The sequence below is a fragment of the Nocardiopsis halophila DSM 44494 genome, from assembly GCF_000341245.1.
Lineage (GTDB): Bacteria > Actinomycetota > Actinomycetes > Streptosporangiales > Streptosporangiaceae > Nocardiopsis_A > Nocardiopsis_A halophila.
In genome coordinates this window covers 21,073-43,529 of sequence record NZ_ANAD01000149.1, presented here as the reverse complement: position 1 = coordinate 43,529, position 22,457 = coordinate 21,073, and the positions used below count along the sequence as shown (strand labels likewise).

General features: G+C 73.9%; 26 protein-coding genes and 1 tRNA gene. 7 read left to right on the top strand and 20 right to left on the bottom strand.

Translation table 11 applies throughout. From position 1 onward, the window contains the following. Positions 1 to 22 precede the first annotated feature (22 nt). Positions 23 to 190 carry a hypothetical protein gene (locus tag D450_RS33710; protein WP_017539970.1) on the bottom strand — a complete coding sequence of 56 codons (168 nt, stop codon included), beginning with the start codon at positions 188 to 190 and terminating at the stop codon, positions 23 to 25. Positions 191 to 283: 93 nt separating this feature from the next. Between D450_RS33710 and D450_RS0117610 the strand changes: the two genes are divergently transcribed. From D450_RS0117610 to D450_RS0117600, 3 genes are all read left to right on the top strand, one after another. Beyond that, positions 284 to 523, top strand: coding sequence for a ribbon-helix-helix domain-containing protein (locus D450_RS0117610; RefSeq protein ID WP_017539969.1), 240 nt, complete (start codon positions 284 to 286; stop codon positions 521 to 523). Further along, positions 520 to 960 (top strand): type II toxin-antitoxin system VapC family toxin, encoded by a 441-nt coding sequence (locus tag D450_RS0117605; RefSeq protein WP_017539968.1) that lies wholly within the window; start codon positions 520 to 522, stop codon positions 958 to 960. The genes D450_RS0117610 and D450_RS0117605 overlap by 4 nt, the downstream gene beginning before the upstream one ends. 91 nt (positions 961 to 1,051) lie before the next feature. Further along, positions 1,052 to 2,257: a DUF418 domain-containing protein gene (locus D450_RS0117600; protein ID WP_017539967.1), complete on the top strand. Its 1,206-nt coding sequence runs from the start codon at positions 1,052 to 1,054 to the stop codon at positions 2,255 to 2,257. Between the two features lie 88 nt (positions 2,258 to 2,345). On the opposite strand, the gene D450_RS0117595 is transcribed toward D450_RS0117600, so the two are convergent. The 11 genes from D450_RS0117595 to purU form a co-directional block, all read right to left on the bottom strand. Beyond that, positions 2,346 to 2,753 carry a VOC family protein gene (locus D450_RS0117595; RefSeq protein WP_241483198.1) on the bottom strand — a complete coding sequence of 136 codons (408 nt, stop codon included), beginning with the start codon at positions 2,751 to 2,753 and terminating at the stop codon, positions 2,346 to 2,348. 104 nt (positions 2,754 to 2,857) lie between these two features. Next, positions 2,858 to 3,313 carry a pyridoxamine 5'-phosphate oxidase family protein gene (locus D450_RS0117590; RefSeq protein WP_017539965.1) on the bottom strand — a complete coding sequence of 152 codons (456 nt, stop codon included), beginning with the start codon at positions 3,311 to 3,313 and terminating at the stop codon, positions 2,858 to 2,860. A 58-nt stretch (positions 3,314 to 3,371) separates the two neighbouring features. Beyond that, on the bottom strand, positions 3,372 to 4,226 hold the full coding sequence (locus D450_RS0117585; RefSeq protein WP_017539964.1) for a hypothetical protein: 855 nt from the start codon (positions 4,224 to 4,226) through the stop codon (positions 3,372 to 3,374). A 381-nt stretch (positions 4,227 to 4,607) separates the two neighbouring features. Continuing rightward, the gene (locus tag D450_RS30490) at positions 4,608 to 5,003 is read right to left on the bottom strand and encodes a hypothetical protein (protein ID WP_017539963.1); all 396 of its coding nucleotides are present in this window, start codon (positions 5,001 to 5,003) and stop codon (positions 4,608 to 4,610) included. A 215-nt stretch (positions 5,004 to 5,218) separates the two neighbouring features. Next, entirely contained in the window at positions 5,219 to 5,824 is a 606-nt protein-coding gene (locus D450_RS0117575) for a DUF6286 domain-containing protein (protein WP_017539962.1), read from the bottom strand. A gap of 497 nt (positions 5,825 to 6,321) precedes the next feature. Beyond that, a complete protein-coding gene (locus tag D450_RS0117570; protein WP_241483197.1) occupies positions 6,322 to 6,729 on the bottom strand; it encodes an Asp23/Gls24 family envelope stress response protein in 408 nt (135 codons plus the stop codon). Next, positions 6,726 to 6,896 (bottom strand): hypothetical protein, encoded by a 171-nt coding sequence (locus D450_RS34025; RefSeq protein ID WP_017539960.1) that lies wholly within the window; start codon positions 6,894 to 6,896, stop codon positions 6,726 to 6,728. Before D450_RS34025 ends, D450_RS0117570 begins: the two co-directional genes overlap by 4 nt. A gap of 229 nt (positions 6,897 to 7,125) precedes the next feature. After that, a complete protein-coding gene (locus D450_RS0117560; RefSeq protein WP_017539959.1) occupies positions 7,126 to 7,434 on the bottom strand; it encodes an Asp23/Gls24 family envelope stress response protein in 309 nt (102 codons plus the stop codon). After that, positions 7,431 to 7,949 carry an Asp23/Gls24 family envelope stress response protein gene (locus D450_RS0117555; protein ID WP_017539958.1) on the bottom strand — a complete coding sequence of 173 codons (519 nt, stop codon included), beginning with the start codon at positions 7,947 to 7,949 and terminating at the stop codon, positions 7,431 to 7,433. Before D450_RS0117555 ends, D450_RS0117560 begins: the two co-directional genes overlap by 4 nt. A 41-nt stretch (positions 7,950 to 7,990) precedes the next feature. After that, positions 7,991 to 8,197, bottom strand: a complete 207-nt coding sequence (locus tag D450_RS0117550; protein WP_017539957.1) for a CsbD family protein — start codon at positions 8,195 to 8,197, stop codon at positions 7,991 to 7,993. Positions 8,198 to 8,848: 651 nt separating this feature from the next. Next, positions 8,849 to 9,745 carry a formyltetrahydrofolate deformylase gene (purU, locus tag D450_RS0117545; RefSeq protein WP_017539956.1) on the bottom strand — a complete coding sequence of 299 codons (897 nt, stop codon included), beginning with the start codon at positions 9,743 to 9,745 and terminating at the stop codon, positions 8,849 to 8,851. A 188-nt stretch (positions 9,746 to 9,933) separates the two neighbouring features. On the opposite strand from purU, the gene D450_RS0117540 reads away from it, so the two are divergent. Further along, positions 9,934 to 11,151, top strand: a complete 1,218-nt coding sequence (locus tag D450_RS0117540; protein WP_017539955.1) for an alanine racemase — start codon at positions 9,934 to 9,936, stop codon at positions 11,149 to 11,151. A gap of 469 nt (positions 11,152 to 11,620) precedes the next feature. Here D450_RS0117540 and D450_RS0117535 read toward each other — a convergent pair whose 3' ends face one another. Together D450_RS0117535 and D450_RS0117530 are read right to left on the bottom strand one after the other, a co-directional pair. Next, positions 11,621 to 12,022 carry a DUF3618 domain-containing protein gene (locus D450_RS0117535; protein WP_017539954.1) on the bottom strand — a complete coding sequence of 134 codons (402 nt, stop codon included), beginning with the start codon at positions 12,020 to 12,022 and terminating at the stop codon, positions 11,621 to 11,623. Between the two features lie 37 nt (positions 12,023 to 12,059). Beyond that, the gene (locus tag D450_RS0117530) at positions 12,060 to 13,151 is read right to left on the bottom strand and encodes a CDP-alcohol phosphatidyltransferase family protein (RefSeq protein ID WP_017539953.1); all 1,092 of its coding nucleotides are present in this window, start codon (positions 13,149 to 13,151) and stop codon (positions 12,060 to 12,062) included. A 249-nt stretch (positions 13,152 to 13,400) separates the two neighbouring features. Here D450_RS0117530 and bcp point away from each other — a divergent pair, with 249 nt between their 5' ends. Together bcp and D450_RS0117520 are read left to right on the top strand one after the other, a co-directional pair. Further along, positions 13,401 to 13,886 carry a thioredoxin-dependent thiol peroxidase gene (bcp, locus tag D450_RS0117525; protein WP_017539952.1) on the top strand — a complete coding sequence of 162 codons (486 nt, stop codon included), beginning with the start codon at positions 13,401 to 13,403 and terminating at the stop codon, positions 13,884 to 13,886. Between the two features lie 123 nt (positions 13,887 to 14,009). After that, positions 14,010 to 14,085 (top strand) — tRNA-Leu (locus D450_RS0117520). Positions 14,086 to 14,189: 104 nt separating this feature from the next. Here the strand turns inward: D450_RS0117520 and D450_RS31875 are convergent. The 6 genes from D450_RS31875 to D450_RS0117490 all read right to left on the bottom strand — a co-directional run bounded on the left by D450_RS31875 (position 14,190) and on the right by D450_RS0117490 (position 21,152). After that, positions 14,190 to 15,572, bottom strand: coding sequence for a serine/threonine-protein kinase (locus tag D450_RS31875; RefSeq protein WP_193789673.1), 1,383 nt, complete (start codon positions 15,570 to 15,572; stop codon positions 14,190 to 14,192). A gap of 325 nt (positions 15,573 to 15,897) precedes the next feature. Further along, positions 15,898 to 17,250: a M16 family metallopeptidase gene (locus D450_RS0117510; protein WP_017539951.1), complete on the bottom strand. Its 1,353-nt coding sequence runs from the start codon at positions 17,248 to 17,250 to the stop codon at positions 15,898 to 15,900. 51 nt (positions 17,251 to 17,301) lie between these two features. Next, the gene (locus D450_RS0117505) at positions 17,302 to 18,606 is read right to left on the bottom strand and encodes a M16 family metallopeptidase (protein WP_017539950.1); all 1,305 of its coding nucleotides are present in this window, start codon (positions 18,604 to 18,606) and stop codon (positions 17,302 to 17,304) included. Between the two features lie 153 nt (positions 18,607 to 18,759). Further along, on the bottom strand, positions 18,760 to 19,401 hold the full coding sequence (locus tag D450_RS0117500; RefSeq protein ID WP_017539949.1) for a class I SAM-dependent methyltransferase: 642 nt from the start codon (positions 19,399 to 19,401) through the stop codon (positions 18,760 to 18,762). A gap of 82 nt (positions 19,402 to 19,483) precedes the next feature. Beyond that, positions 19,484 to 20,656: a pyridoxal phosphate-dependent aminotransferase gene (locus D450_RS0117495; RefSeq protein WP_026128617.1), complete on the bottom strand. Its 1,173-nt coding sequence runs from the start codon at positions 20,654 to 20,656 to the stop codon at positions 19,484 to 19,486. Positions 20,657 to 20,768: 112 nt separating this feature from the next. Continuing rightward, complete coding sequence (locus tag D450_RS0117490; protein ID WP_017539947.1) at positions 20,769 to 21,152, bottom strand: BlaI/MecI/CopY family transcriptional regulator; 384 nt, start codon at positions 21,150 to 21,152, stop codon at positions 20,769 to 20,771. A gap of 271 nt (positions 21,153 to 21,423) precedes the next feature. On the opposite strand from D450_RS0117490, the gene D450_RS0117485 reads away from it, so the two are divergent. After that, the gene (locus D450_RS0117485) at positions 21,424 to 21,927 is read left to right on the top strand and encodes a TIGR03618 family F420-dependent PPOX class oxidoreductase (RefSeq protein WP_017539946.1); all 504 of its coding nucleotides are present in this window, start codon (positions 21,424 to 21,426) and stop codon (positions 21,925 to 21,927) included. Positions 21,928 to 22,457: the final 530 nt, after the last annotated feature.

The following is a 22,457-nucleotide window of genomic DNA, read 5'->3' as shown; positions in this document are numbered from 1 at the left end:
GCGCACTGCCACTTACCGCCACTCATCGAGCCAAGCGCTCATTGACCCCGGCAGAATCCTCTAAGACTCGCTTCGCTGCCTTACGCACCGCTCCGTGGACGCCGTCGTCGGCGGGAGCGTCCCTCGGCGCCTTCGTGTCGTCGATCGCATCGTCGGTCAGAGGTACCTCCTCGGCTTCCTCGGTAGACATGGTGATGGCTCCTCTCCCTCATCAGCTCCCAGTACCCAACTGCCCCTGCTGCACGCTCCACCTCCTGAACGGTACATGGGGTAGCATTGGTACATGTCCATGAAGAGAACGAACGTCTACGCCGACCCCGACGACCTCGCACTCATCAAGGAGGCCGCTCAGCGCCGCGGCGTATCGGAGGCGGAGATCATCCGCGAAGGCATCCATCTGGCCGCCATGGCGAACCGCGTATGGGACGAACCTCTTGATTGGCCCATGTTCGACGGCAGCGGCGAAGTGGCCACCACCCCCGAGGTCACGGCCACGGTCGCCGAAGGGGCTGCCGAAACGTGATCGTCATCGCCGACACATCCGGCATCCTCGCCGCCTCAGATCGCAATTCAACGGAGGCAAGCAACTGCCAGGGCATATTGAATGAGGCCGGCACGGTCGTCCTCTCCCCCTTGGTGCTGACCGAGGTCGACCACATGGCGAAGGCCCGCTTCGGCCCTGCCGCCCGAACCAAGATCATCGCTTTCCTCGTGGCACAAGCTCAAAAACTGCGCTTCCAGATCCCCGATGTCAATACCGATCTCCTTCAAACCGCTCAAGCTGTACAACGACGGTATCGCAGCCTCGACTTGGATCTGGCGGACGCCGTCAATGTGGCCTTAGCCGCCGAATACCGAACCAACGCGATCCTGACACTCGACCGTCGCGATTTCCGCGCAGTACTTCCTTTGACGGCGCACAAGGCGTTCAGCCTGCTTCCCGACGACCTCGACCGCTAGGGACAGGACCCCCCGGTGGTGCCAGCTCCCCCAGTGAACCGGGGGCCATGTTCATGTACGTACGTCCAACCTGGACCGTAGCGTCGTCGGCATGTCCACAGCACCATCGGCACCATCGACGACGCCCCCGCCCGCTGAAGCGCGGCGCATCCTCGACATCGACGCTCTGAGGTCCTTCGCGCTCTTCGGGATCCTCGTCGTCAACATCGACTACTTCGCCTCGGGATACCCCTTCCACCAGGTCCACGACCCCGCGTTCTCCTCCGCGGTGGACGGGGCCGCGCGCTGGACCACGGCCGTGTTCTTCGAGATGAAGTTCTCCCTGCTCTTCTCGTTCCTCTTCGGGTACAGCTTCACCCTGCAGGTCGACTCCGCCCGGCGCCGCGGGGCGGACTTCCGGCCGCGGTTCCTCCGGCGGCTGGCGGCCCTCCTGGTCATCGGCCTCCTGCACGCGGTGCTGCTGTTCCAGGGCGACATCCTGAGCACCTACGCCCTGCTCGGCCTCCTGCTGCTCGCCGTACACCGCATCAGGCCGCGCACCGCGCTCGTCGCCGCCGGGGTGATCACCGCCCTGGTCGCGGTCCAGTTCCTGGCCATGGCCGCCACCGGCGTCGCCGACGTGGACACCGGCACCGCCGAGGCCGCCGGGGCGCGCACGGCCGACGCGCTCGCGGGCGGCCCGCTCGACCTCGTCGCCGAGCACGTCCGCTCGCTGCCGCACATGGCGATCGCGCTGGTCGGCATGCAGGGGCCGGTGGCCTTCGCCGCGTTCCTGGCCGGCCTGGCCGCCGGGCGGTACCGGGTGCTGGCCGACCCCGGTGCGCACCAGCGCGCGCTGCGCCTGCTCCCGTGGGTCGGGTTCCCGGTCGGACTGGCGGGGTCGGTGTTCTTCGCCGGAGTGGGCGGCACGGCGAGTGCGGCCGGTGTGGCCGTGGCGGTCCTGACCGCGCCGCTGCTGGCCGGCGCCTACGCCGCGACCCTGCTCCGCTTCTTCCGGACCGGTGCGGGCGGCCGGGTCGCCGCCGCGGTGGCCCCCGCCGGACGGACGGCGCTCACCAACTACCTGCTCCAATCGCTGGTGTGCGTCCTGCTGTTCACCGGTGTCGGGCTCGGCCTGGTCGGCAGCGTTCCCCCCGCCGCGACGCTGCTCATCGCCGCGGGGATCTGCCTGCTCCAGGTCGGGGCCAGTGCGTGGTGGACGGCCCGCCACCCCTACGGCCCCGTCGAATGGGTCCTCAGGGCCGTGACGAACGCGGAGGTCCCCCGGTGGAGCAGGTCGGGGGCCCACCGCCGCTGACCGCACCGCCCCGGCGGCACGGTCGCGGCACCCCGGTAACGGCGCCCCGGCTCCGGCAGGCCCGGGCGCGGACGCCGCGGCCGCGCCGCTAGCCGACCTGGCTCATGTCCATGTACATGAGCTCCCACAGGTGGCCGTCGGGGTCGAGGAAGGCGCTGCCGTACATCGGGCCGTCGGCGGTGGGCTCCCGGGTGACGGTGCCGCCGGCGGTACGGGCGCGCTCGGTCAGGGTGTCGACCTCGGCGGCGCTCTCGGCGGACAGGGCCACGATCACCTCGCGGCTGCGGGAGGTGTCCGTGGCGGGCTCCTTGGTGAACTGCCCGAAGTACTCCGGCAGCAGGACCATCACGTAGATCTCGTCGCTGACCACCACACAGGCGGCGTTGTCGTCGCTGAACTGCGGGTTGACCGCGAAGCCCAGGTCGGTGAAGAAGGTTTTGGCCCGGTCGAGGTCGGCCACGGGCAGGTTCACGAAGACTTTCCTGTTCTCGCTCATGCCCTGAAGCTAGCCCTGGCCACCGACATTGTGGAGGCCGTGTGGCGGACCGAGGGGGAATCTTGCGCCGCGCCTGTCCGCGCTTGGGACGCCCCCGGGCCGGGTCAGCCGTCCGCGGGCTGGAACCCCAGGTCTTTGGCGACCAGGCGGTCCGGACGGATCCGCACCCACCGGCTCCCCGCCTCCTCCGGGTCGGCGAGGAGGTAGTGGCGGAAGCGTGCGTCCCAGTCCTCGGCGCGGGGGCCGAGGTACCGACTGAGCTTGCGCCTCCCCCGCTCGGCGTCGAAGGGCAGGAGTTCGGCACGCCCCTGGGCGATGACCTGCCGCACCTCGCCGGTCCCGAGGTCGCAGGAGTCCACGACCGGGGCCACGGCGGGGTCCTTGCGCAGGTGCGCGGGGAGGCGGGCCCACGGGCCGGTGAGGATCCAGAAGGCGCCCTCCTCCCACAGGTACCAGACCGGGCGCACGGTCGGCCCCTGTGTGGCCAGCCGGGCGGTGAGCGGACGGGCGAGGAAGGCGTCCACGTCGAACGGGGCACCGGAGCCGGGAGCGGCGTTCATGGGGGTGATGCTCGCAGAGCGCCCGCCCCGCGGGGGCTTGGGCCCCTCCCCCGGCCGCTCAGGCCCGCGCCGACTCGGGTTCGAAGCGCTCGCGCAGCAGGCTCTCCCGCTCGTCATCGCCCTTGAGGGGGCAGCCGGCGCAGGTGGAGTCCCCGAACCGGTAGTAGAAGCAGCACCCGCCCTTCACCAGGAACGTGCGCTCCGGCCGGTGGGCGGGGCGGCCCGCCAGCGCGACCGTGAACGGCCGCTGGCGCGGCGCCACACGGTCCCGGTCCCGGTTGAGCAGGTCCACGATGCGCGCGGCCCGGTCCCACGCGGCCGCCTGGTCAGCGCCGACCTCCTCGGCCGCCGCGAGCAGTGCGGCGTGCGGGGCGTCGGCGATGACCCCCCACTGGGCACGGGCCCCGAACCGGGTGGCGGCGCGGACGGCGTCCACGACCGGGTCGAGGACCGCGGCCGCCCCGGCGGTGAACCACTCGTCGAGCGCGCGGTCGCCGGGAAGCCCGACCACCCCGGGGCGGCGGGCCATCGGGTCGCCGGGCAGGACACCCACGGTGCCCTGGCGGACCGCCGCCTCGACGACGCGGCCGTTCTCGTCGGGGCGCACCCACAGGCGCTCGGCTGCGAGCTCGGGGGCGCGCCCGGTCAGGTAGGCGCTGGCCGAGGCGAAGCAGAGGACCTGCCGCCCGACGTCGGTGGCCAGGAACGCCGCCGCCGCGGTCCGGTGCCCTTCGCAGGACCGCCGCATGAGCAGGTCGATGAGGCCGGGCACCTGCTCGGGCAGGCGGTCGGCGCGGATCCACCCCTCGCCGTCCGGCCCCGGGGCTCCGGGGGCGACCAGCCGCACGCTGAAGTAGAGGGTGCGCTCGTTGATCCAGCGCACGACCCCGGCCAGCGGGTGGCAGCTCTTCATGGACACCTCTTGGGCACGCACGGGGGCACACGGCCGTCACAGGGGGAACCACGCGACAGAAAGCTCCGCGCGGTCATAGGTAAGCCTAGCCTCACCGTCGCGTGAAGGAAACCCTGCCGCCTCAGCGGCACTGACCGGCGGCACTGACCGGCAGAGGACGATCAGGGGCCGCCGTGCCCGGAACCGCCCCGGCGCCGCGCGCCCTTGGCAGCACGGCGCCACGGGCCCGCGGGCGCTCCGCCCGCATCGATAGTGGTGACTTCACCACCCGATCGCACATCGGGTGGTGAAGTCACCACTATGGATGTCCTCCCCCGGACCGTGGGCCCCTGTGTCCACTCGTGGGCCCTCGGCCTACGCGGGCGCATCCGCCCGGTGGGGCTATGCCACGCGCGGACGGTTGCGCTTCGGGGCCGCCATGGACAGGCGCACCACCGTCGGCAGACGGTCCTCCTCCAGCGATCCCCGCAGGTCGGTCAGGGCCTCCCCGCGCACCCTGGACCACACGTCGACCACGTCCGCGTCGTCGTCCAGGGTCACGTCAAGGCGCAGCCTCGGCGACCGGTCCGACCCCTGCATCCGCGCCCGGGCCCTGCGCACCCCCGGGTATCCGCCGACGGCGTCCTCGACCGCCCCCTGGGCCGCACCCGAGACCAGTTCCGAACGGCCGCTCCCCTCCTCGGGCTCCAGCATCACGCGGCGCACCCGGTCGCCCCGCAGCTGCACCAGCAGCCACCGCAGCGCCAGCAGGGCCACGACGACCGCCACCGCCGCCACCGCGTACNGCGTCCGCCAGCCAGTCCGGTACCGGCAGCCCGGCGGCCCCGGGCGCCTCGCCCACGGCGGTCCCGGCCCATCCGGCGCCGAACAGCCCTTGGCCGGCGGCCAGCGCGGCGCCGCCGCCGACGGCGAGCACCACGCCCACCACGGCCAGTCCCCAACGGTTCCCGCGCGCCGTCCGGCGCGTCCTGCCCACCCAGCTCATCGCAGCCTCACGCCTTCGCCGTCCGTACCCGGACGCGCACCTTGGGCCGCCGCAGCGGCGCGAGCTCGTCCACTCGGTCCTCCACGGCCGCCCGGACCTCGTCCCTCAGGTCGGGGGCCTCGCGCAGGTCGGTGTCGACCCGCACCCGCACCGCGCGGCGCCGCACCGAGGCGTGCACCCCGCGGACCCCGGCCACGCCCCGTGCGGCCGCCGCGACGGCCCGGCGCAGCGCCGGCCGGGACAGCCCGACCACCAGGTCCGCGTCGTCGGTGCGCAGCGCCGTCCACCGGGCCCGGCCCGGCAGCAGCGCCAGGGCCAGCAGCACCAGCCCGACCAGGACCGCGGCCCCGGCCACGGCCTGAACCGCCAGGTGCCCCCAGTTCAGCTGCGCGACGCGTTCCGCGGCCTCGGCGACCGCGGGCACCCGCACCGGCGAGCCCGCGGCGACCGACACCGCGACGACGGCGGCCAGGACCGCGGCCGCCAGCAGCAGTACGGCGGCGAGCACGGCCGGCCAGGAGCGGCGCGGACGGAACGTCCTGCGCGCGGCCCGACGCGCGCGGCGCACGTCGGCCGTGCCGGTGCGCCCCACCGCGTCCTCAACGGTCGTCATCGTCGCCTCCCCTTGTAGGAACGGATGCGTTCGTGCACGGCGATGCCCCGCGGGCCGTGGCCCGAAGGACGGTCCCCCGCCCGACTCCTGTCGCCTCGACGCTCTGAGCAGCCGTCTGGCCGCACCGGTCGCGCCCCACGGCGGCCCCGAAGGGCCCGGCCTCTGCGGCGGACGCCCGGCGACGCGGCGCAGTCTGGAGCGGCCTGGAGCGGAGCGCCTGGTCCGGCTCCGCTTCGACGAGCCGGGAGCCCGGGCTTGTGCGGGTCGCGCCGCTTCCGGACGCGCGCCCTGGCCGCACGGTCGAACGCAGAGCGCGAGTGCGCTCATGCCGGAACGCCCATCGTCCCGGGCAACGGAGCACGGCACCGGGGCGAACCTCGCCCCTGCCGCCGAGGCCACCGGCAGGAGCTCATCCCGCGGCCGACCTGGTCGACACGGTGACGGGAGCAGCCCCCCGCGCCGAGCGTCCGGCCCCTCGCCGGCCGACAGTCCCGGCCTCACCGCGCTCCCTTGGCGCGCTTCAGTTCGGTGACCTCAATGTCCACCTGGGGCACCGCCAGTCCGGTCAGGGCCGTGACCCGGGCGGTGACGCGTTCGCGCACCGCCGCGCAGGTGCGGCGCAGCGGCGCCGGATAGGCCGCCGCGATGCCGAGCCTGAGCACCGCCGTCCCCTCCCGCACCCGGGCCTGGGCCCGTGCCGAGCAGGCGCCCGGGACCTCCCGCGCGACCCGGGCCGCGATCTTCTCGACCACGTGCGCCGGGATGTGCGTGCGCCCGCGCCCCTCCGCGTCTCCCGGGGCCGCGTGGCGCCCCCGGGCGGCCGGGCGCTGCCCCGGGACCGCCGGCGCCGGAGGCGCGGCCTGCCCGGGATCCGTCGTCCCCGCTTCCATCGTCGGCCCGCTCATGTGCGCCGAGTGAACAGTTCGGCCAGGTCGAGCTCGCCCTCATAGGCCCGTCCGGCCATGAAGCCCGCCGCACCCAGCACCAACACCAGCAGGAACGCCCCGAGCCCGCCGAACGCTCCGGCGAGTGCGAGAACGGTCCCGAAGGACAGTCCCACGATCGCCCACATCCCGATCCCCTCCTCTACGGCTCTGCGCGGCCCCGCCACCGCTCCCCGCGGTCCGGCCGGCCGCCGCCCGCCCCCCGGGACGGACGGCGCTGCCGCGCCTGCACACCGCCCCGCTCCGAGGGACGGCGACGTCGGCCGGGACCGCCGGTCGGCGCCGACGGGCACCGCGCCCCCGGCCCGTCGCGGAGCCGGCCTCCCGGCGCCCGGGGCGGCGTGCGCCCCGGCCCGGTCAGGTCGCTCCGGCGACCACGTCCTCGACCTCGACGTGCACCACGCGGCCGGGGACCTCGGCGCGGACCGCCTCGCGGACCTCGGACGCGATCTCGGGGACCGGGCGGCCGTACCGGACCACCACGCCCACCCGGACCTCGTCCCGCTGCACCGAGACCCCCTTCACGCGCACCCCCGCCCCGAGGGTCGCCGTGGTGCCGTAGGACCCGGCGGACAGCTCCACCACGTCCGGCACCCCCAGCGCCCGCTCGGCCACGCGCCGCGCGGCCGCGATCGTCTCGTCGCCCCTGGGCGGCTGCACGGTCATTGCACCCTCGGCGCCTCGTCGTCGGAGTCGGAGGCCTTGTCGTCGTCGGGCAGGTGGATGTCGTCCACGCTGACGTTCACCTCGGTGACCTCCAGCCCGGTCATCCGCTCCACCGCGCCGACGACGTTGCGCCGCACCGCCGCGGCCAGGTCGGGGATGGACGCCCCGTACTCGACCACCAGGTCGATGTCGACAGCCGCCTGGCGCTCGCCCACCTCGACCGAGACCCCGCGCGAGGCCGACCCCGCGTCGCTGTCGCCGCCCGTGCTGGAGGCGATCCGGTCGCGCACCGCGCCGAAGGCGCGGGCGGCGCCGCCGCCCATCGCGAACACGCCGCGCACCTCGCGGGCGGCCATTCCGGCGATCTTGGCGACCACGTGGTCGGCGATCTCGGTCCGCCCCTGCTCGGTCACCAGGTCACGCCCCTGTCCACGCGTCCGTTCCGGCGCGCGCTGGTCGCCGCGCGCCTCCGGGACCTTGGAGTCGGTCCCCTCGCGATTGTGCACCTCGGTCACTGCGATCCCCCCTGCTCCACGGCCGATGCCCTGCCGCGCGATCAGCGCTTGAAGACGTCCTTGATCTTGTCGGCGGCCTCGCCGGCCTTCTCCTTGACCTCGTCGGCGGCGTTCTCGGCCGCCTCCTTGAAGCCCGCCTTGGCCTGGTCGGCCTTGCCCTCGGCCTCGGTCCCCTCGTCACCGGTGACCTTGCCGATGCCCTCCTTGGCCTTGCCGACGGCGTCGTCCCACTTCTCTTCGGCACCCATGGATGCTCCCCCCGTTCCCTCGGCGCGCGTCCGGCTCCCCCTGAGACCGGACCCCGGAACGCGCCACTACGGGACACGAATCGCACACTACTGCTACGGAGAGTCGCATTGAATTATCGAAAAGTAATAAATGGCAAAACGACTGAAAGCGGGTGGCCCGGTCTCGGCCGTCGATCGTGCGCGCCCCGGACGAGGCCACGGCTCTCGGAGAGCCTCAGGAGGCACGACGGATGCCGGCAGGAAGCCGCCCCACGCTCCGATCGCGTTCTGCCGCACCGCCCCAGAGGCGATGCCCGGGTCGACCCCTCGCTCCGCGTGACGCCTCGCCCGCCCGGAACGCCCGGCCACGTCGACGGGAACCGGAACACGCCTCGCCCGGTTCAGGGAACGACCGGCCGCTCGTCACGTGGTGGGGTGCCGGTGAGTTCGGAGCACACGACGGTGTCCACCGGCGTGGTGGACCCTTCGCCGGCCGACGCCCTGCCGGCCGGCCCCACGGATGGGCCGGTGGCGCACCGGCACGCATCGATAGTGGCGGAATAACCACTATCGACGGCCTGACGTGGCGATATCACCACTATCGATCGCGACGGATCACCGACCCGCCCGGTCACGTCCACTCGGTCAGGTCGGGGCGGCCTCGATGGCCGTCTAGCGGAACACCACGGTCTTCGACCCGTTGAGCAGCACCCGCCGCTGGGCGTGCCAGTTGACCGCGCGGGCCAGGGCCACCGACTCCAGGTCGCGCCCGAGCGCCGTCAGCTGCTCAGGGCTGTGCGTGTGGTCGACCCGCGCGACCTCCTGCTCGATGATCGGCCCCTCGTCCAGGTCGGCCGTCACGTAGTGCGCCGTCGCGCCGACCAGCTTCACCCCGCGCGCGTGCGCCTGGTGGTAGGGCCGCGCCCCCTTGAAGCTCGGCAGGAACGAGTGGTGGATGTTGATGATCCGCCCCGACATCTTGGTGCACAGCTCCTCGGAGAGGACCTGCATGTACCGCGCCAGCACCACCAGGTCGACGTCGTAGGTGTCGACCAGCTCCAGCACCCTGCGCTCCTGCTCCTCCTTGGTCTCGGGCGCCACCGGCAGGTGGTGGAAGTCCACCCCGTAGGAGTCGGCGAGGAAGCCCAGGTCCGGGTGGTTGGAGACCACGGCCGCGATGTCGGCCTCCAGCAGCCCGCTGCGCCCCCGGTAGAGCAGGTCGTTCAGGCAGTGCCCGAACTTGGAGACCATCACCAGCATCCGCGGCCTGCGGGTCCGCTTCCACAGCCGCCACTCCACGGTGGGGTCGGCGTCCCCCGCCGGAGCCGGGAGCCCGGCGGCCATCCGGGCGAAGGCCTCGCGCAGCCGGTCCTCCCCGGTGGGCCCCGCCCCGTCGTGCTCCTCGGCCTCGAACTGGGTGCGCAGGAAGAAGCGGCCGGTGTAGGGGTCGCCGAACTGCTGGCTCTCGGTGATGGTGCACCCGTGACCGGAGAGCAGGTTCGCCACGGCGGCGACGATGCCGCGGCCGTCGGGGCAGGACAGCGTGAGCACGAATTCACGGTCGTTCATGGTCTGCGGCGCGCTCCATCGGGGACGAGGACCTGCTGGTCAGCAGCGATCCTCCAGGGTAGCCGGGACCGGCGCCCGCGGGGGCCGCTCCGTCCGCATCAGGCCGCACGCCACACCCGCGGCGCACCCGGGCGCACCCGGAGGGGGCAGACGTGAACACTTTTCATGAAATATGGCATGCTCCGGTCATGAGAAGCGCTCGCGAAACCTACGACGCGGCCACCGCGGGCCTGACGCCCCCCTTCGCCGCCGTCGACCTGGACGCCTTCCGCGCCAACGCCGCCGACCTGGCCCGCCGCGCCGCGGGCACCCCGATCCGCCTGGCCAGCAAGTCCGTGCGGTCCCGCGCCCTGCTGCGCGAGGCCCTGGCGCTGCCCGGCTTCTCCGGGATCATGGCCTTCACCCTGGCCGAGGCCCTGTGGCTGGTGTCCGGGCCGGACGGGCCCGTCGACGACGACGTCCTGGTCGCCTACCCCACCGCCGACCGCGCCGGGATCGCCGCGCTGGCCGCCGACCCCGGCGCCGCCGAGCGCATCACCCTGATGGTCGACTCCACCGCCCACCTCGACCTGATCACCGCGGCCGCCCCCGACCCCGTCCGCCCGGTCAAGGTCTGCATCGACGTCGACACCAGCTGGCAGCCGCTCGGCCCGCGCCTGCGGGTGGGCGCGCACCGCTCCCCGCTGCGCTCCCCCGCGCACGCCGCCGCGCTGGCCCGCGCCGTGCTGCGCCGCCCCGGACTGCGCCTGGAGGGCATCATGGCCTACGAGGCGCAGATCGCCGGGGTGGGCGACGCCCCGCCCGGCCGCCCGCTCTACGGACGCACTCTGCGCTGGGCACAGGCGCTGTCCCGGCGTGAGCTGGCCGCCCGCCGGGCCGCCATCGCCGAGGCGGTGCGCGCCGTGGCCCCCGTGCGCTTCGTCAACGGCGGCGGCACCGGAAGCCTGTCCACCACCTCCCGGGAGGACGCCGTGACCGAGGTGGCGGCCGGGTCCGGGCTCTACCAGCCGCGCCTGTTCGACCACTACAGCGGGGTGGACCGGCGCCCGGCGGCGCTGTTCGCGCTGCCGGTGGTGCGCCGCCCCGCCCCGGGGGTGGCCACCGCCCTGGGCGGCGGCTACCTGGCCTCGGGCACCGGCGACCGGGACCGTCTGCCCCAGCCCTACCTTCCCGGGGGGCTCTCCTACAGCCCCACGGAGGGCGCCGGGGAGGTGCAGACGCCCCTGCTCGGCCCCGCCGCCGACGGTCTGGAGGTCGGCGACCGGGTCTGGATGCGCCACGCCAAGGCCGGGGAGATGTGCGAGCGCTTCGACGAGCTCCACCTGATCGAGGGCCTGGACGGCCCCGATCCGCATGTCGTGCGCACTGTGCCCACCTACCGGGGCGAGGGCCGCACGTTCCTGTGAGCCGTGGGGAAGGCTCCCCGCCGGTAGACCAGCCCCGGGCAGCGCGGGCGGCGGGCACTCGACAGAGCCCGCACCAGGCCGCCTGCAGAGGCCGCCGCCTCCGTGCTCCGCACCGCGCCGGCCTCCTGGACACCCCGGCACTGAGGTCGCCGCCGGTTCGGTCGGGTGGCCGCAGCCCTGCGATCGGTCCGCCGGGAGTCGGCCACCGTGCGGGGCGTCCTCACGGTTTCCGCAGGAGTCGGGAGCCTCTGAGCGTTGCGGAGGTTCTGAGGGGACGAGGGGAACGGGCCCGGAGCGCCGAGCAGCCGGGGCCAGCGCGACGGGTTTCGGCGGCCTCGGTGAGCGGCTCAGGGACGTCGTGCGGGTGTCCGAGCCGCCTTTAGAGGACTGCAGGCAGAGGACTGCGGACACACGACGCGGCGGGGAGGTGCCTCCCCGCCGCGTCGTCGCGTTCAGATGGGCGGAGCGCTCAGCGGCCGCGGCGCCTGCGGCGCGCCAGCGCCACCACGCCGACCACGACCACCGCGCCGAGACCGACCCCCAGGATCATCGCCTCCGGGGGCAGCTGGCCGCGCGTGGTGTAGGTGGAGACCACCTCGTCCTCGCCCTTGAGCCGGACGCTGCCCTCGGGGGGCTCCTCGGTCCGGCTGTCCAGGCGCACCGTTCCTCCGGACACCAGGGCCCGGGCCTCGTCGGCCAGGCGCCCTCCGGCGTCCCGCAGCCGGTCGGCGCTCCGCCGCGCCACATTGGCGGGCTTGGCCCGGTCGGCGATCTCGTCCATCGCTTCGGCGAGCCGGCGCTGCACCTGTTCGATCTCGGCCTGCACCCCGGCCGGGTCCCGGCGCGCCCCCGCGGGGTCGCGTGCCTCCATACAGTGCTTCCTTCCGCTACCGCAGGGCTGTCTTCCGCTACCGCGGGGTCGACTGGGACGACTCCGCGACCGGCTCGGGAGCCGATCCCTGCCCCGGCTGCCGCGTGAATCCCAGCGCGCCTTCGATGCCGTCCACGACACGGAAGTAGTCCCGCGTGGACAACCACAGTTTATAGATGATGGCGATCTCGAACGCGAGGAGCAAAACGCCCGCGACCACCGTGATCCCGACGATCGAGGCGGGCGCCAGGGCCCCCGCCAGCGGTGCCAGCACGAACACCGCGATCTGGAACTCGATCCCGCTCACCAGGTGCGTGCGCACCCGGCGGGCCTTCAGAGCGTCCCAGATCCGCTGGTACCAGGGGAACCGCGAACGGAACTCGTGGTGCAGGTCGACCGGCGGCAGCGGGCGGATCACGTGCACGTCCGGCTGCTTGCCGGCGACCCGGTCCTGGCGGGTCTCCTTCTCGGTGTGCGTGTGCAGCAGCTGCTCCAGCACCGAGATGCCGTGCCGCAGCACGGCCTGCTCGCCCTGGTCGCTCATCGGCGCCCGGCCGCCGCCGACTCCGCCGTCCGCGCCCCCGTCGTCGAGCATGGACAGCTCGGCGCGGGCCCGCTCCAGCACCCCGGCGATGCGCGAGCGCATCTCCCGCCGCATCTTGTACACCTGCAGCGCGTTCAGATAGCGCAGCATGTCGGTGAAGACCACCGCCAGCGCCATCCAGACGAACACCACCCCGCCGCCGGCCACGTACTGGCCGCCCATCAGCGCGATCGCGCAGACCAGCACCCGGAACCGGTCGAAGACGTAGTCCATCCAGGACCCGAACAGGGTCTCGGAGTCGGTCAGCCGCGCCAGCTTGCCGTCCATGCAGTCCAGCAGGAAGCACAGGTAGTACAGCACCGCCCCGGCGACCAGCAGCGGCGCGGAGCCGATCGCGAAGCACGCGGCGGCGCCCAGCCCCAGGAACAGCGCGCCCACGGTGAGCTGGTCGGGGGTCACCCCGGTGCGGTTGGCGAGCGTCCGCACCAGGCGCACCGCCAGCGGATCGACGAACGCCACCGTCCACCACGAGTCCCGCGTGCGGCAGGTGCGCTCGCGCACATCGTCCAAGGTGTATTCGGCCATCGTCGGTGAGCTCCCGAACGGTTGGGTGGTCGGCGGAGGGGGTGCGTGTGACGGACGAGTCTACGCATGCCGCGCCCCGCCACAAGATGGGGACCGGACTGGGATCCGTCCGACCCTACGCGATGCGCGGCGCCGGACCGTACCGGGCCCTACCGGCCGGTACCCGCGGACGCCCGGCGGAACCCCCTCCCCGGGCCCCTCTACCCTGGGAGGAGTCCCACACGAGCGAGAAGGATTCCGAGGACCGCCGTGACCGACGCGAACACCCGCCTGCAGCCGGGCGACGCCGCCCCCGACTTCGCCCTGCCCGACGCCGACGGCAAGGAGGTGCGGCTGAGCGAGGTGCTGGCCTCCACCGGCAAGCGGGTGGTGCTGTACTTCTACCCCGCCGCGATGACCCCCGGCTGCACCACCGAGGCCTGCGACTTCCGCGACAACCTGCGCGACTTCGACGGCGCCGGTCTGACCGTCCTGGGCATCTCCCCCGACGCCCCCGAGAAGCTGGCGGCCTTCCGCGACAAGGAGGGCCTGACCTTCCCCCTGCTCGGCGACCCCGACAAGGGCGTCCTCAAGGCCTACGGGGCCTTCGGTGAGAAGAAGAACTACGGCCGGGTCGTCCAGGGCGTCATCCGCTCGACCTTCGTCATCGGCACCGACGGGGCCGTGGAGAAGGCCTTCTACAACGTGAAGGCCACCGGCCACGTGGACCGGGTCAAGCGCGAACTGGGGCTGTGAGCGCCCCTGCCGGTGAACTTGCGGCGGGTCGGCGGGTGGTGCCATTCTCGGACGTACGCTTCTGAGACGCACCGCCCTCCCACCGCCCCACCAGGGACGCGGGGGCGGGTGCGCGCAGGGCCCGGGGCCGTAGCCCAATCGGCTAGGAGGCAATGCGTTTAGGTCGCATACAGTGCGGGTTCGAATCCCGCCGGCCCTACCGCGGACGTGAGACGGGGGCGCAGGCCGGTGCCTGCGCCCCCGTTCGGTGTCTCCGGTGCGCCTGGGCCCCTGCCCGGGGGCCGGGGTGCCCGGCGGCACGGCTCAGCGGAACAGCAGCGCCCAGAGCACCACCGCGAGCAGAGCCAGCACGCCCGCGGCCACCGCCACCGCCTTGGGCAGCCGGCTGCCGCCGCGGTGCTTGCCCGAGCTGGTCAGCCCCAGGGTGTCGGTGGACTCGCGGATCGAGGTCAGCAGGTACCCGACCGACTCGGGGCGGTGCCGCTGCAGCCGCTCGTGCAGGTGGGAGACGGACTCGGAGACCGACTCCTGCAGCGAGCTGCGCAGGACGTGCGCGCCCTGCCGGAAGTGCTCGCGGGCCGACTCCGAGGCGTCGTCCTCAGCGTCCCCGCCGTCCTCTCCGTCCCCGCCCTCCAGGGCCTCGTCGTCGGACGCCCGGGCCTGCCGGGGCGCGCGCCCCTGGCCGCCGCTGTCGCCGGGCGCCTCGCCCTGGTGCGGCACCACCGGCTCGGCGCCGGTCTGGGCCGCTGACCGGGCCGCGGTCTCCGGGCTGGTCTCCGGCGCCCAGGGCGCCAGCGCCGCGATGCGCAGCATCTTGGTGGCGCTCTCGGCGGTGAGCCGGTCGGCCGGCTGCACCCGCAGCAGCCCGGCCAGCACCGGGGCCAGCGGCCCGGCGTGCTCGGCCTCCGGCGGCTCCTCCAGCTCCACGCCCTTGAGGATGCGGATGTAGCCCTTGCGGTCGTAGGGCGGGTGGCCCTCGACGGCGGTGTGCAGGGTGGCGCCCAGCGACCACAGGTCGGACTCGGGCCCGACCGGCCCGTCCTTGGCCCGCTCGGGCGGGATGTAGGAGGGCGAGCCGACGATCCGCCCGGAGGTGGTCAGCGCGGACTCCCCGGACCAGGCGGCCAGGCCGAAGTCGGTGAGCACCACCCGGCCGCCCTCGCTGATCATCACGTTGTCCGGCTTGACGTCCCGGTGCACGATGCCCTCGTCGTGGGCGGCCTTGAGGGCGTCGATGAGCTGCAGCCCGATCTCGGCCACCCGCTGGTAGGGCAGCGGCCCCGCCATCCGGATGATCTCGGAGAGGGTGGAGGCGACGACCAGCTCCATGACGATCCAGGGGCGGTCGTCCTCGTCCACCACGTCCAGCACCGTGACCACGCCGGGGTGGCTCAGCCGGGCCGCCACCCGCGCCTCGCGGGTGGTGCGGCGCAGCAGCGACTCGCGCTCCTCGTCGGTGAGGTCGGTGGCCAGCCGCAGCTCTTTGACGGCGACCTCGCGGTCGAGCACCTCGTCGGTGGCGCGCCAGACCGTGCCCACCCCGCCCCGGGCGATCTCCTCGCGCAGCCGGTAGCGCCCCTTGAGCACGCGCTCCTCGGGAGGCGCCTGAAGGGTTCCCGAGCGCGACGACTCGCGCGGCCGCTCCGGCCGCTCTGCTTCTGGGTTCTCGATGGAGGACACGGTCACTCAGCGGGTCTGGTCGAGGGCCATGGCGGCCTCCTGCGGGCACGTGCGGTCGCGGTCGCGGCGATTCCTGCTCGGATCACTCGTTATATCAGCTCATGGGCGCATCCGAACGAGCGGATACCGGATCACGGCCACTTGGGTTCGCTTCTGTTATGTCCCGCCGACCGCGTCCCATGCGGGCGCATACCGTGACATGGGTCATCCGCCACGGCCGCCCGCCCGGGCCCGGCGGCGCGGGTGCGCCGCCGGGCCGGGGCCGGTCCGGCGAGGGTCCTTGCGAGGGGTGGGACGCACCGCGGCGCCGTTCGGTTCCCCTCTGTTCACTTCAGTTCCACAGGTTCTCCGGATCGCGCACATCGACCTCGCCGAACCCGGCCTCGCCGAGCGGGTCCTTGAGCCGGGCGGCGTCACCGACCACGATCAGCGCCATCGCCGCGGGGTCCAGGTACTCGCGCGCGGCGGAGTCCAGGTCGGCGGCGGTGAGCGCGTCGAACCCGGCGCGCAGCCGGTCCACGTGGTCCTCGGGCAGGTCGTGCACGACCATCTCGACCAGCGCGTGCGCCATGCTGCGGGCGTTGGAGTAGGTGACCGGCAGGCCCACGGTGTTGGACTGGCGCACCGCCTCCAGCTCCTCGGCCCGCACGCCGCCCTCCTGCAGCAGCCGGATCTGCTCCAGCGCGGCGGTGACCGACGGCGCGGTGGTGGGGGTGTCCACCTGGGTGCTGATCAGGAACACCCCGCTGTCCCGGCGCAGGTCGAAGCGGCTGCCCACGCCGTAGGTGTAGCCCAGGCGCTCGCGCAGCTCCAGGTTGAGGCGGGAGGTGAACATGCCGCCCAGGACCTCGCTCATGCCGTCGGCGCGCGGCAGGTCGATCTGCGCGCGCGAGGGCGCGCGCTGGGCCAGCACGACCGCCGACTGCACCGAGTCGGGCCGGTCCACCAGCAGCACCCGCGGCAGTTCGTGCGCGGCGGGGGCGGGGGCGCTCTCGGCGGGCCGCCGCGCCGCCTCGGCGCCGCCGAAGACGGTGCGGCCCATCTCCTCCAGGTCCACCCCGTCCAGGTCGCCCACGACCACCAGGGTGCCGGCCGAGGCGGCGACGGTGGAGGCGTGGAAGTCGCGCACCATGTCGGGGGTGACGTCCTGCAGGGCGACCGGGGCGCCGCTGAGCGGGGTGGCGTAGCGGCCGCCGAACAGCTGGCCGCCGATGGCGCGCATGGCCAGGCGGGAGGGGCGGGAGGCCTCCAGCCAGAAGCCCTCCAGCACCTGCTCGCGGCGGCGCAGCACGTCCTCGTCGCGCAGGGCGGGGGTGCGCACCGCCTCGGCGAACAGCCGGGTGGCGTCGCCGATGCGGGTGGTGGGGGCGTCGACCCCGGCCACGAAGCTGTCCCAGGTGGCGTAGCAGACCCAGTCGGCCCCGTGCTGCTCCAGCTCGGGGGCGAGCGAGTTGTCACCGTGGACGCCGTCCTCCAGCGCCTCGCCGGTCAGCAGGGTGACGCCGCGGCGCTCGGCGGGCTCGTAGGCGCCGCCGTTGGGCAGGACGAGGCGGATCGAGGCGTACTTCTGGCCGGGCACGTTCAGGGCGACGATCTCGCCGCCGCCGACGCGCAGCCGGGTGTGGCGCGGAAAGGTGTAGGGGCGGGGGTCACCGAGGACCGGGCGGGGCTGCAGCTGGCTCACGACGTCTCTCTATCTTCGGCTGGTCGGTTCGTCGGCGCTGTTCGGCGGCGGTCAGGCGGGCGCCGGGGAGGCCTCGGGCGCCTCCTCGGGGTCGAACCGGACGGTGAGCCGGTTCTCGGCGGTCAGCAGCCGGGCGGCGGCGTCGGCCACCTCCCGCGGGCCGATGCCGGACCAGCGCTCGGGCCAGGTGAAGGCCAGCTCGGGGTCGCCGAAGAGCTGCGTGCAGCTGCCCAGCTCGTCGGCGAGGCCGGACGGGGTGGACACGGCCTGCAGGTGGTCGCGCTCCAGGATGGCGCGGGCGCGGTCGAGCTCGGCCTCGTCGACGCCCGCGGCCAGCTTCTCGACCTCCTCCAGCATGGCGGCCTCGAGGGTGTCGCCGTCCACGCCCTCGCGGGCGATCATGTTGACCAGCATCAGGCTGGGCGTGTAGCGGAACGGGAGCAGGTCGGCGGCGTCGCCGGGGGCGGCCAGCTCGCGATCGATGACCAGCCGGCGGTAGAGCCGGCTGCCCTGCCCCTGGCCGAGCACGGCCGAGGCGAGGTGCATGGCGTCGAACTCGCGGTCGCCGTAGGGGGCGACCCGGTAGCCCAGGAACACCCCGGCCGCGGGGACGGCCTCGGTGACGGTGTCGCGCACCGGTCCGCCGATGGGCCCGGACAGCGCCGCGTCGGGGGCCTGCGGCACCTGCTCGCGCACGGGGATGGAGCCGAAGTAGCGCTCGGCCCGCTCGCGCACGTCCTCGGGGTCCAGGTCGCTGACGACGGTCAGGACCAGGTTGTCCGGACCGTAGTGGAGCCGGTGGAAGGAGAGCACGTACTCCAGGTCGGCGGCGTCCAGGTCGGCCATGGAGCCGATGGTGGGGTGGTGGTAGGGGTGGCCCTCGGGGTAGCCCAGGCGCAGGATGCGCTCCAGGGCGGTGCCGTAGGGGGCGTTGTCGTAGCGCTGGCGGCGCTCGTTCTTGACCACGTCGCGCTGGTTGTCCAGCACCTCCTGGCTCATCCCCTCGCGCAGGGTGGCCAGCCGGTCCGCCTCCAGCCACAGCGCCAGGTCCAGCGCGTGCTCGGGCACGGTCTCGAAGTAGTTGGTGCGGTCGGTGGAGGTGGAGGCGTTCATCTCGCCCCCCAGCCGCTCGACGGCGTCGAAGTGCTCGCCCTTGGCGACGTTGCGGCTGCCCTGGAACATCAGGTGCTCGAACAGGTGGGCGAAGCCGGTCTTGCCGGGCACCTCGTGGCGCGAGCCCACCCCGTACCAGAGGTTGACCGCGGCCACCTGCCCGGTCGCCGCGGGGGCGGTGACCAGCCGTAGCCCGTTGTCGAGTGTGTACTGACCGACCTGTCCCGCAGCGTTGGTGGTCACGTGTGCCTGCACCCCTCGTTCGCGCCTCGTTCGTCGTCGTTTTCCCGCAACGAAGCCTATGCGTTCGGGGCTCTGCGTGCGCACGCCACACCGGTGCGCATCCACCGGCGGCGCCCGGGTGCGCCGGGCGCCGCCGGGGCGGGCGCGGGCGGCTCAGCCCAGGCGCCGCAGCACCCGCAGCGACCCCTGGGCCGCGACCTCGGTGAAGGCCCCGGAGTCCAGGGCGCGGCGGTAGACGTTGTAGGGCGGGCGCCCGCCGTCGGCCGGGTCGGGGAAGACGTCGTGGATGGCCAGCGCCCCGCCGGGGGCCACGTGCGGGCTCCACCCCTCGTAGTCGGCCTGGGCCGCCTCCTCGGTGTGGCCGCCGTCGATGAAGAGCAGGCCGAGGGGGCGCCCCCACAGCCGGGCCACGTCGGCCGAGCGGCCGAGCACCGCGACGACGGTGTCCTCCACCCCGGCCGCGGCCATGGTGCCGCGGAACTCCCCGACGGTGTCGAGGCGCCCGGTGCGCGGGTCGACCAGGGAGGGGTCGTGGTACTCCCAGCCCTGCTGGTGCTCCTCGGACCCGTGGTGGTGGTCGACGGTGACCACGGTCGCCCCGCGGGCCCGGGCCGCGGCGGCCAGGTAGACGGTGGACTTGCCGCAGTAGGTGCCGATCTCCAGGACGGGGCCGAGGGGGGCGTAGGCGTGGGCGGCCTCGTACAGCGCCAGCCCCTCCTCCTCGGGCATGAAGCCCTTGGCGGCCTCGGCGGCGGCGAGCAGGTCGGCGGGCATGGCGGGGGCGGGCGTGGTCATGGTCGCGTCTTTCGGCATCGGTGGACGGCGGGCGGGAGGCGTGGAGGCGGGAGCCGGGGGTACGGCGGGCGGGAGGCGCGCCTCAGGGGGCGAAGGCGCGCACGAGCCGGCCGGCGGCCTCGTCGAGCACCTCGTCGCGCTTGCAGAAGGCGAACCGGACCAGGTGGCGGCCCTCCTCCACGCGGTCGTAGAGGACCTGGGCCGGAACGCAGGCCACCCCGGCGGTGCCGGGCAGGGCCCGGGCCAGCTCCAGGCCGTCCTTGTACCCGAGCGGGCGCACGTCGGCCATGACGAAGTAGGTGCCCTGCGGCCGCAGGACGCCGAAACCGGCCCGCTCCAGGCCCTCCGACAGGCGGTCCCGCTTGGACTGCAGGGCCTCGCGCTGGGCGCGCACCCATGCGCGCTCGCCGGTCAGGGCGTCGGCGACGGCCAGTTGGAGCGCGCCGTTGGCGGTGAAGGTGAGGAACTGGTTGACCGTCTGCACCGCGCGCACGAGCGGGGCCGGGCCCATCACCCAGCCGGTCTTCCAGGCCGTGACCGAGAAGGTCTTGCCCACCGAGGACACCGACAGGGTGCGCTCGCGCATCCCCGGCAGGCAGGCCAGGGGCACGTGCTCGGCGCCGTCGAAGACCAGGTGCTCGTAGACCTCGTCGGTGAGCGCGATCAGGTCGTGCTCCCGGCACACGGCGGCGATCTCCTCCAGCTCGCCGCGGGTGAACACGGTGCCGGTGGGGTTGTGCGGGGTGTTGACGACGACCATCCGGGTGCGCGGGCCCACGGCGGCGCGCAGCTCGGCCGCGTCGAAGGTGAAGCGCCCGTCGGGGCCGGGGCGCAGCGGCACGGGGCGGCGCACCCCGCCGGCCAGCGAGACCACGGCGGCGTAGGAGTCGTACATCGGCTCGAAGAGCACGACCTCGTCCCCGGGCTCGACGGTGCCCAGGACCGAGGCGGCGATGCCGGCGGTGGCGCCGACGGTGATGTAGATCTCCCCGTCGGGGGCGTACTCCAGGCCGAACCGCTCGGCGCGGTCGGCGGCCACGGCCGTGCGCAGCTCGGGGCGCCCGGGGCCGGGCGGGTACTGGTTGACCCCGCCGCGGATGTGGCCGGCGGCGGCGTCGAGCAGCGAGCGGGGCCCGTCGGTGTCGGGGAAGCCCTGCCCGAGGTTGATCGCTCCGGTCTCGGCGGCCAGGCGGCTCATCTCCGCGAAGACGGTCTCGCCGTAGGCGCGCATGCGTTCCACAAGGGGTTCTTCCACAGGGGGCAGCATAGACGCGCGGCCTCCGCGTGTGGTGGGCCGCCTGCGGGCGCGGCCCCGGACCGGACCGGTACCGGCGGTGTCTCAGCCGCCGTGTCTCAGTGGCCGCGCCTCAGCTCGCGACCTCTTGGTCGGCCGCGCGCGTGCGGCACTCGCTCAGGGCGTCGGCGAGGTGCAGGCGGTCCTCGGCGCTGATCTCCTCCACGAAGTGGAGGATGGTGGCGCGCGGGTCGCCGCACCCGCTGAAGACCTCGCCCATGATGCGGGCCGAGTACTCGGCGCGGCTCTGCGCCGGCCGGTAGAGCCAAGCGCGACCGGCCTTCTCTCGGTACAGGAGTCCCTTGTGGAAAAGGATGGTGGTCACGGTCATCACGGTCGTGTACGCGACGTCGCGCCCGTAGTGCATGCGGGCACGGATCTCCCTCACGGGGAGGGGCCCGTCGGCGCTCCAGAGCGCGTCCATGATCGCTGCTTCTAGCTCCCCGAACTCCCTCACTGGTACGGACCTCCCTGGGTTCGTTCCGCCATGCTAAGAGCGGATGTCTCCCGGCGCCGGGGATTCGCCGAGAACGCACCGATCCGCACTTCCCGGCCCCTTGGGCGTGGGGATTCGGCCGCGCGTGCAGGGCTCTCTGCACGGAGCCCGCATGCGGTCCGGGCACCCCCGCCGGGAGGCGGAACAGTGGCCCCCGTCACAATGGGGCCGGCGAGGGGCGACGGATGAGGGGACGAGGGGCCGCGGAGGAAGCGGCCGAGGAGGAGGCGACGTGGAGGATTCCGGGCGACCGGGCCCCGGCGGCGGGCAGGGCCGCGACCGCAGGGCGCAGATCACCATGACCCCCGAGGAGCGGGAGGCGTTCCTGACCGCCAACCGGAAGGTGCAGGTGGCGACCGTCGGCCCGGACGGGGCGCCGCACCTGTCCACGCTCTTCTACGCCCTGGTCGGCGGCCGCCTCGCCTTCTGGACCTATGCCGCCTCCCAGAAGGCGGTGAACCTGCGCCGCGATCCGCGCGTGACGTGCCTGGTCGAGGACGGCGAGGACTACGGTGAGCTGCGCGGGCTGATGATCCGGGGCACCGCGGAGACCACGGACGACCCCGAGGAGGTCCGCCGGGTGGGCACCGCCGTGACCGCCGCGATGACCGGCACCGCCGAAGAGGACCTGGAGGCGGCGGGCGCGCGCGGGGAGATCGAACGCGCAGGGCGCAAGAGGGTGGCGGTCTTCATCCGCGAGGAGCGGACCGCCAGCTGGGACCACGCCAAGCTCTGAGNGGGCGGGCGCCCGCCCTGAGCGGGGCGGCCGTGGCCGCGCGGCGCCGGGACGGCCACCGCACGGGACGTCCGGAGAAGACGGGGCCCGCCCGCGGGAAGAGGTCGTGCGCGGCCGGACCCGCCCCCTCGTCCGGCGGAACCCCCGTGTCCCGCCGGCCTCGGGAACGGCCGTCCTGCCCGGCCGCGCACACCAGGTGTGACGCCGGGCATCCGTGTCAGGTTCCGAAGAAATTCTTCCGGGCGCCCCGGGTTGGACCGGGGCGCCGCCGGGCATGGTCTCCTGAGCCGCGGCGGAGCGCTCCAACCCCTGGAAGTGCGGGAGGTCGCGACGCCCGCGCCCCTCGCGCCGCGCTCGCACGGCGACCCGAGTTTGTGAATGATTGTTAGGTATCTCCCAGTCCACTGTCGGCCTGGGGGCGGCATCTTCATGCCTGTACAGCTAGCCTGTTACCGAGATTGCTGGCCGGGCGAAGCGTCCACGCCGCCTGCGGATGCTGGCGCGCACCGAGCCCGCCCTGCGTAAGCGGC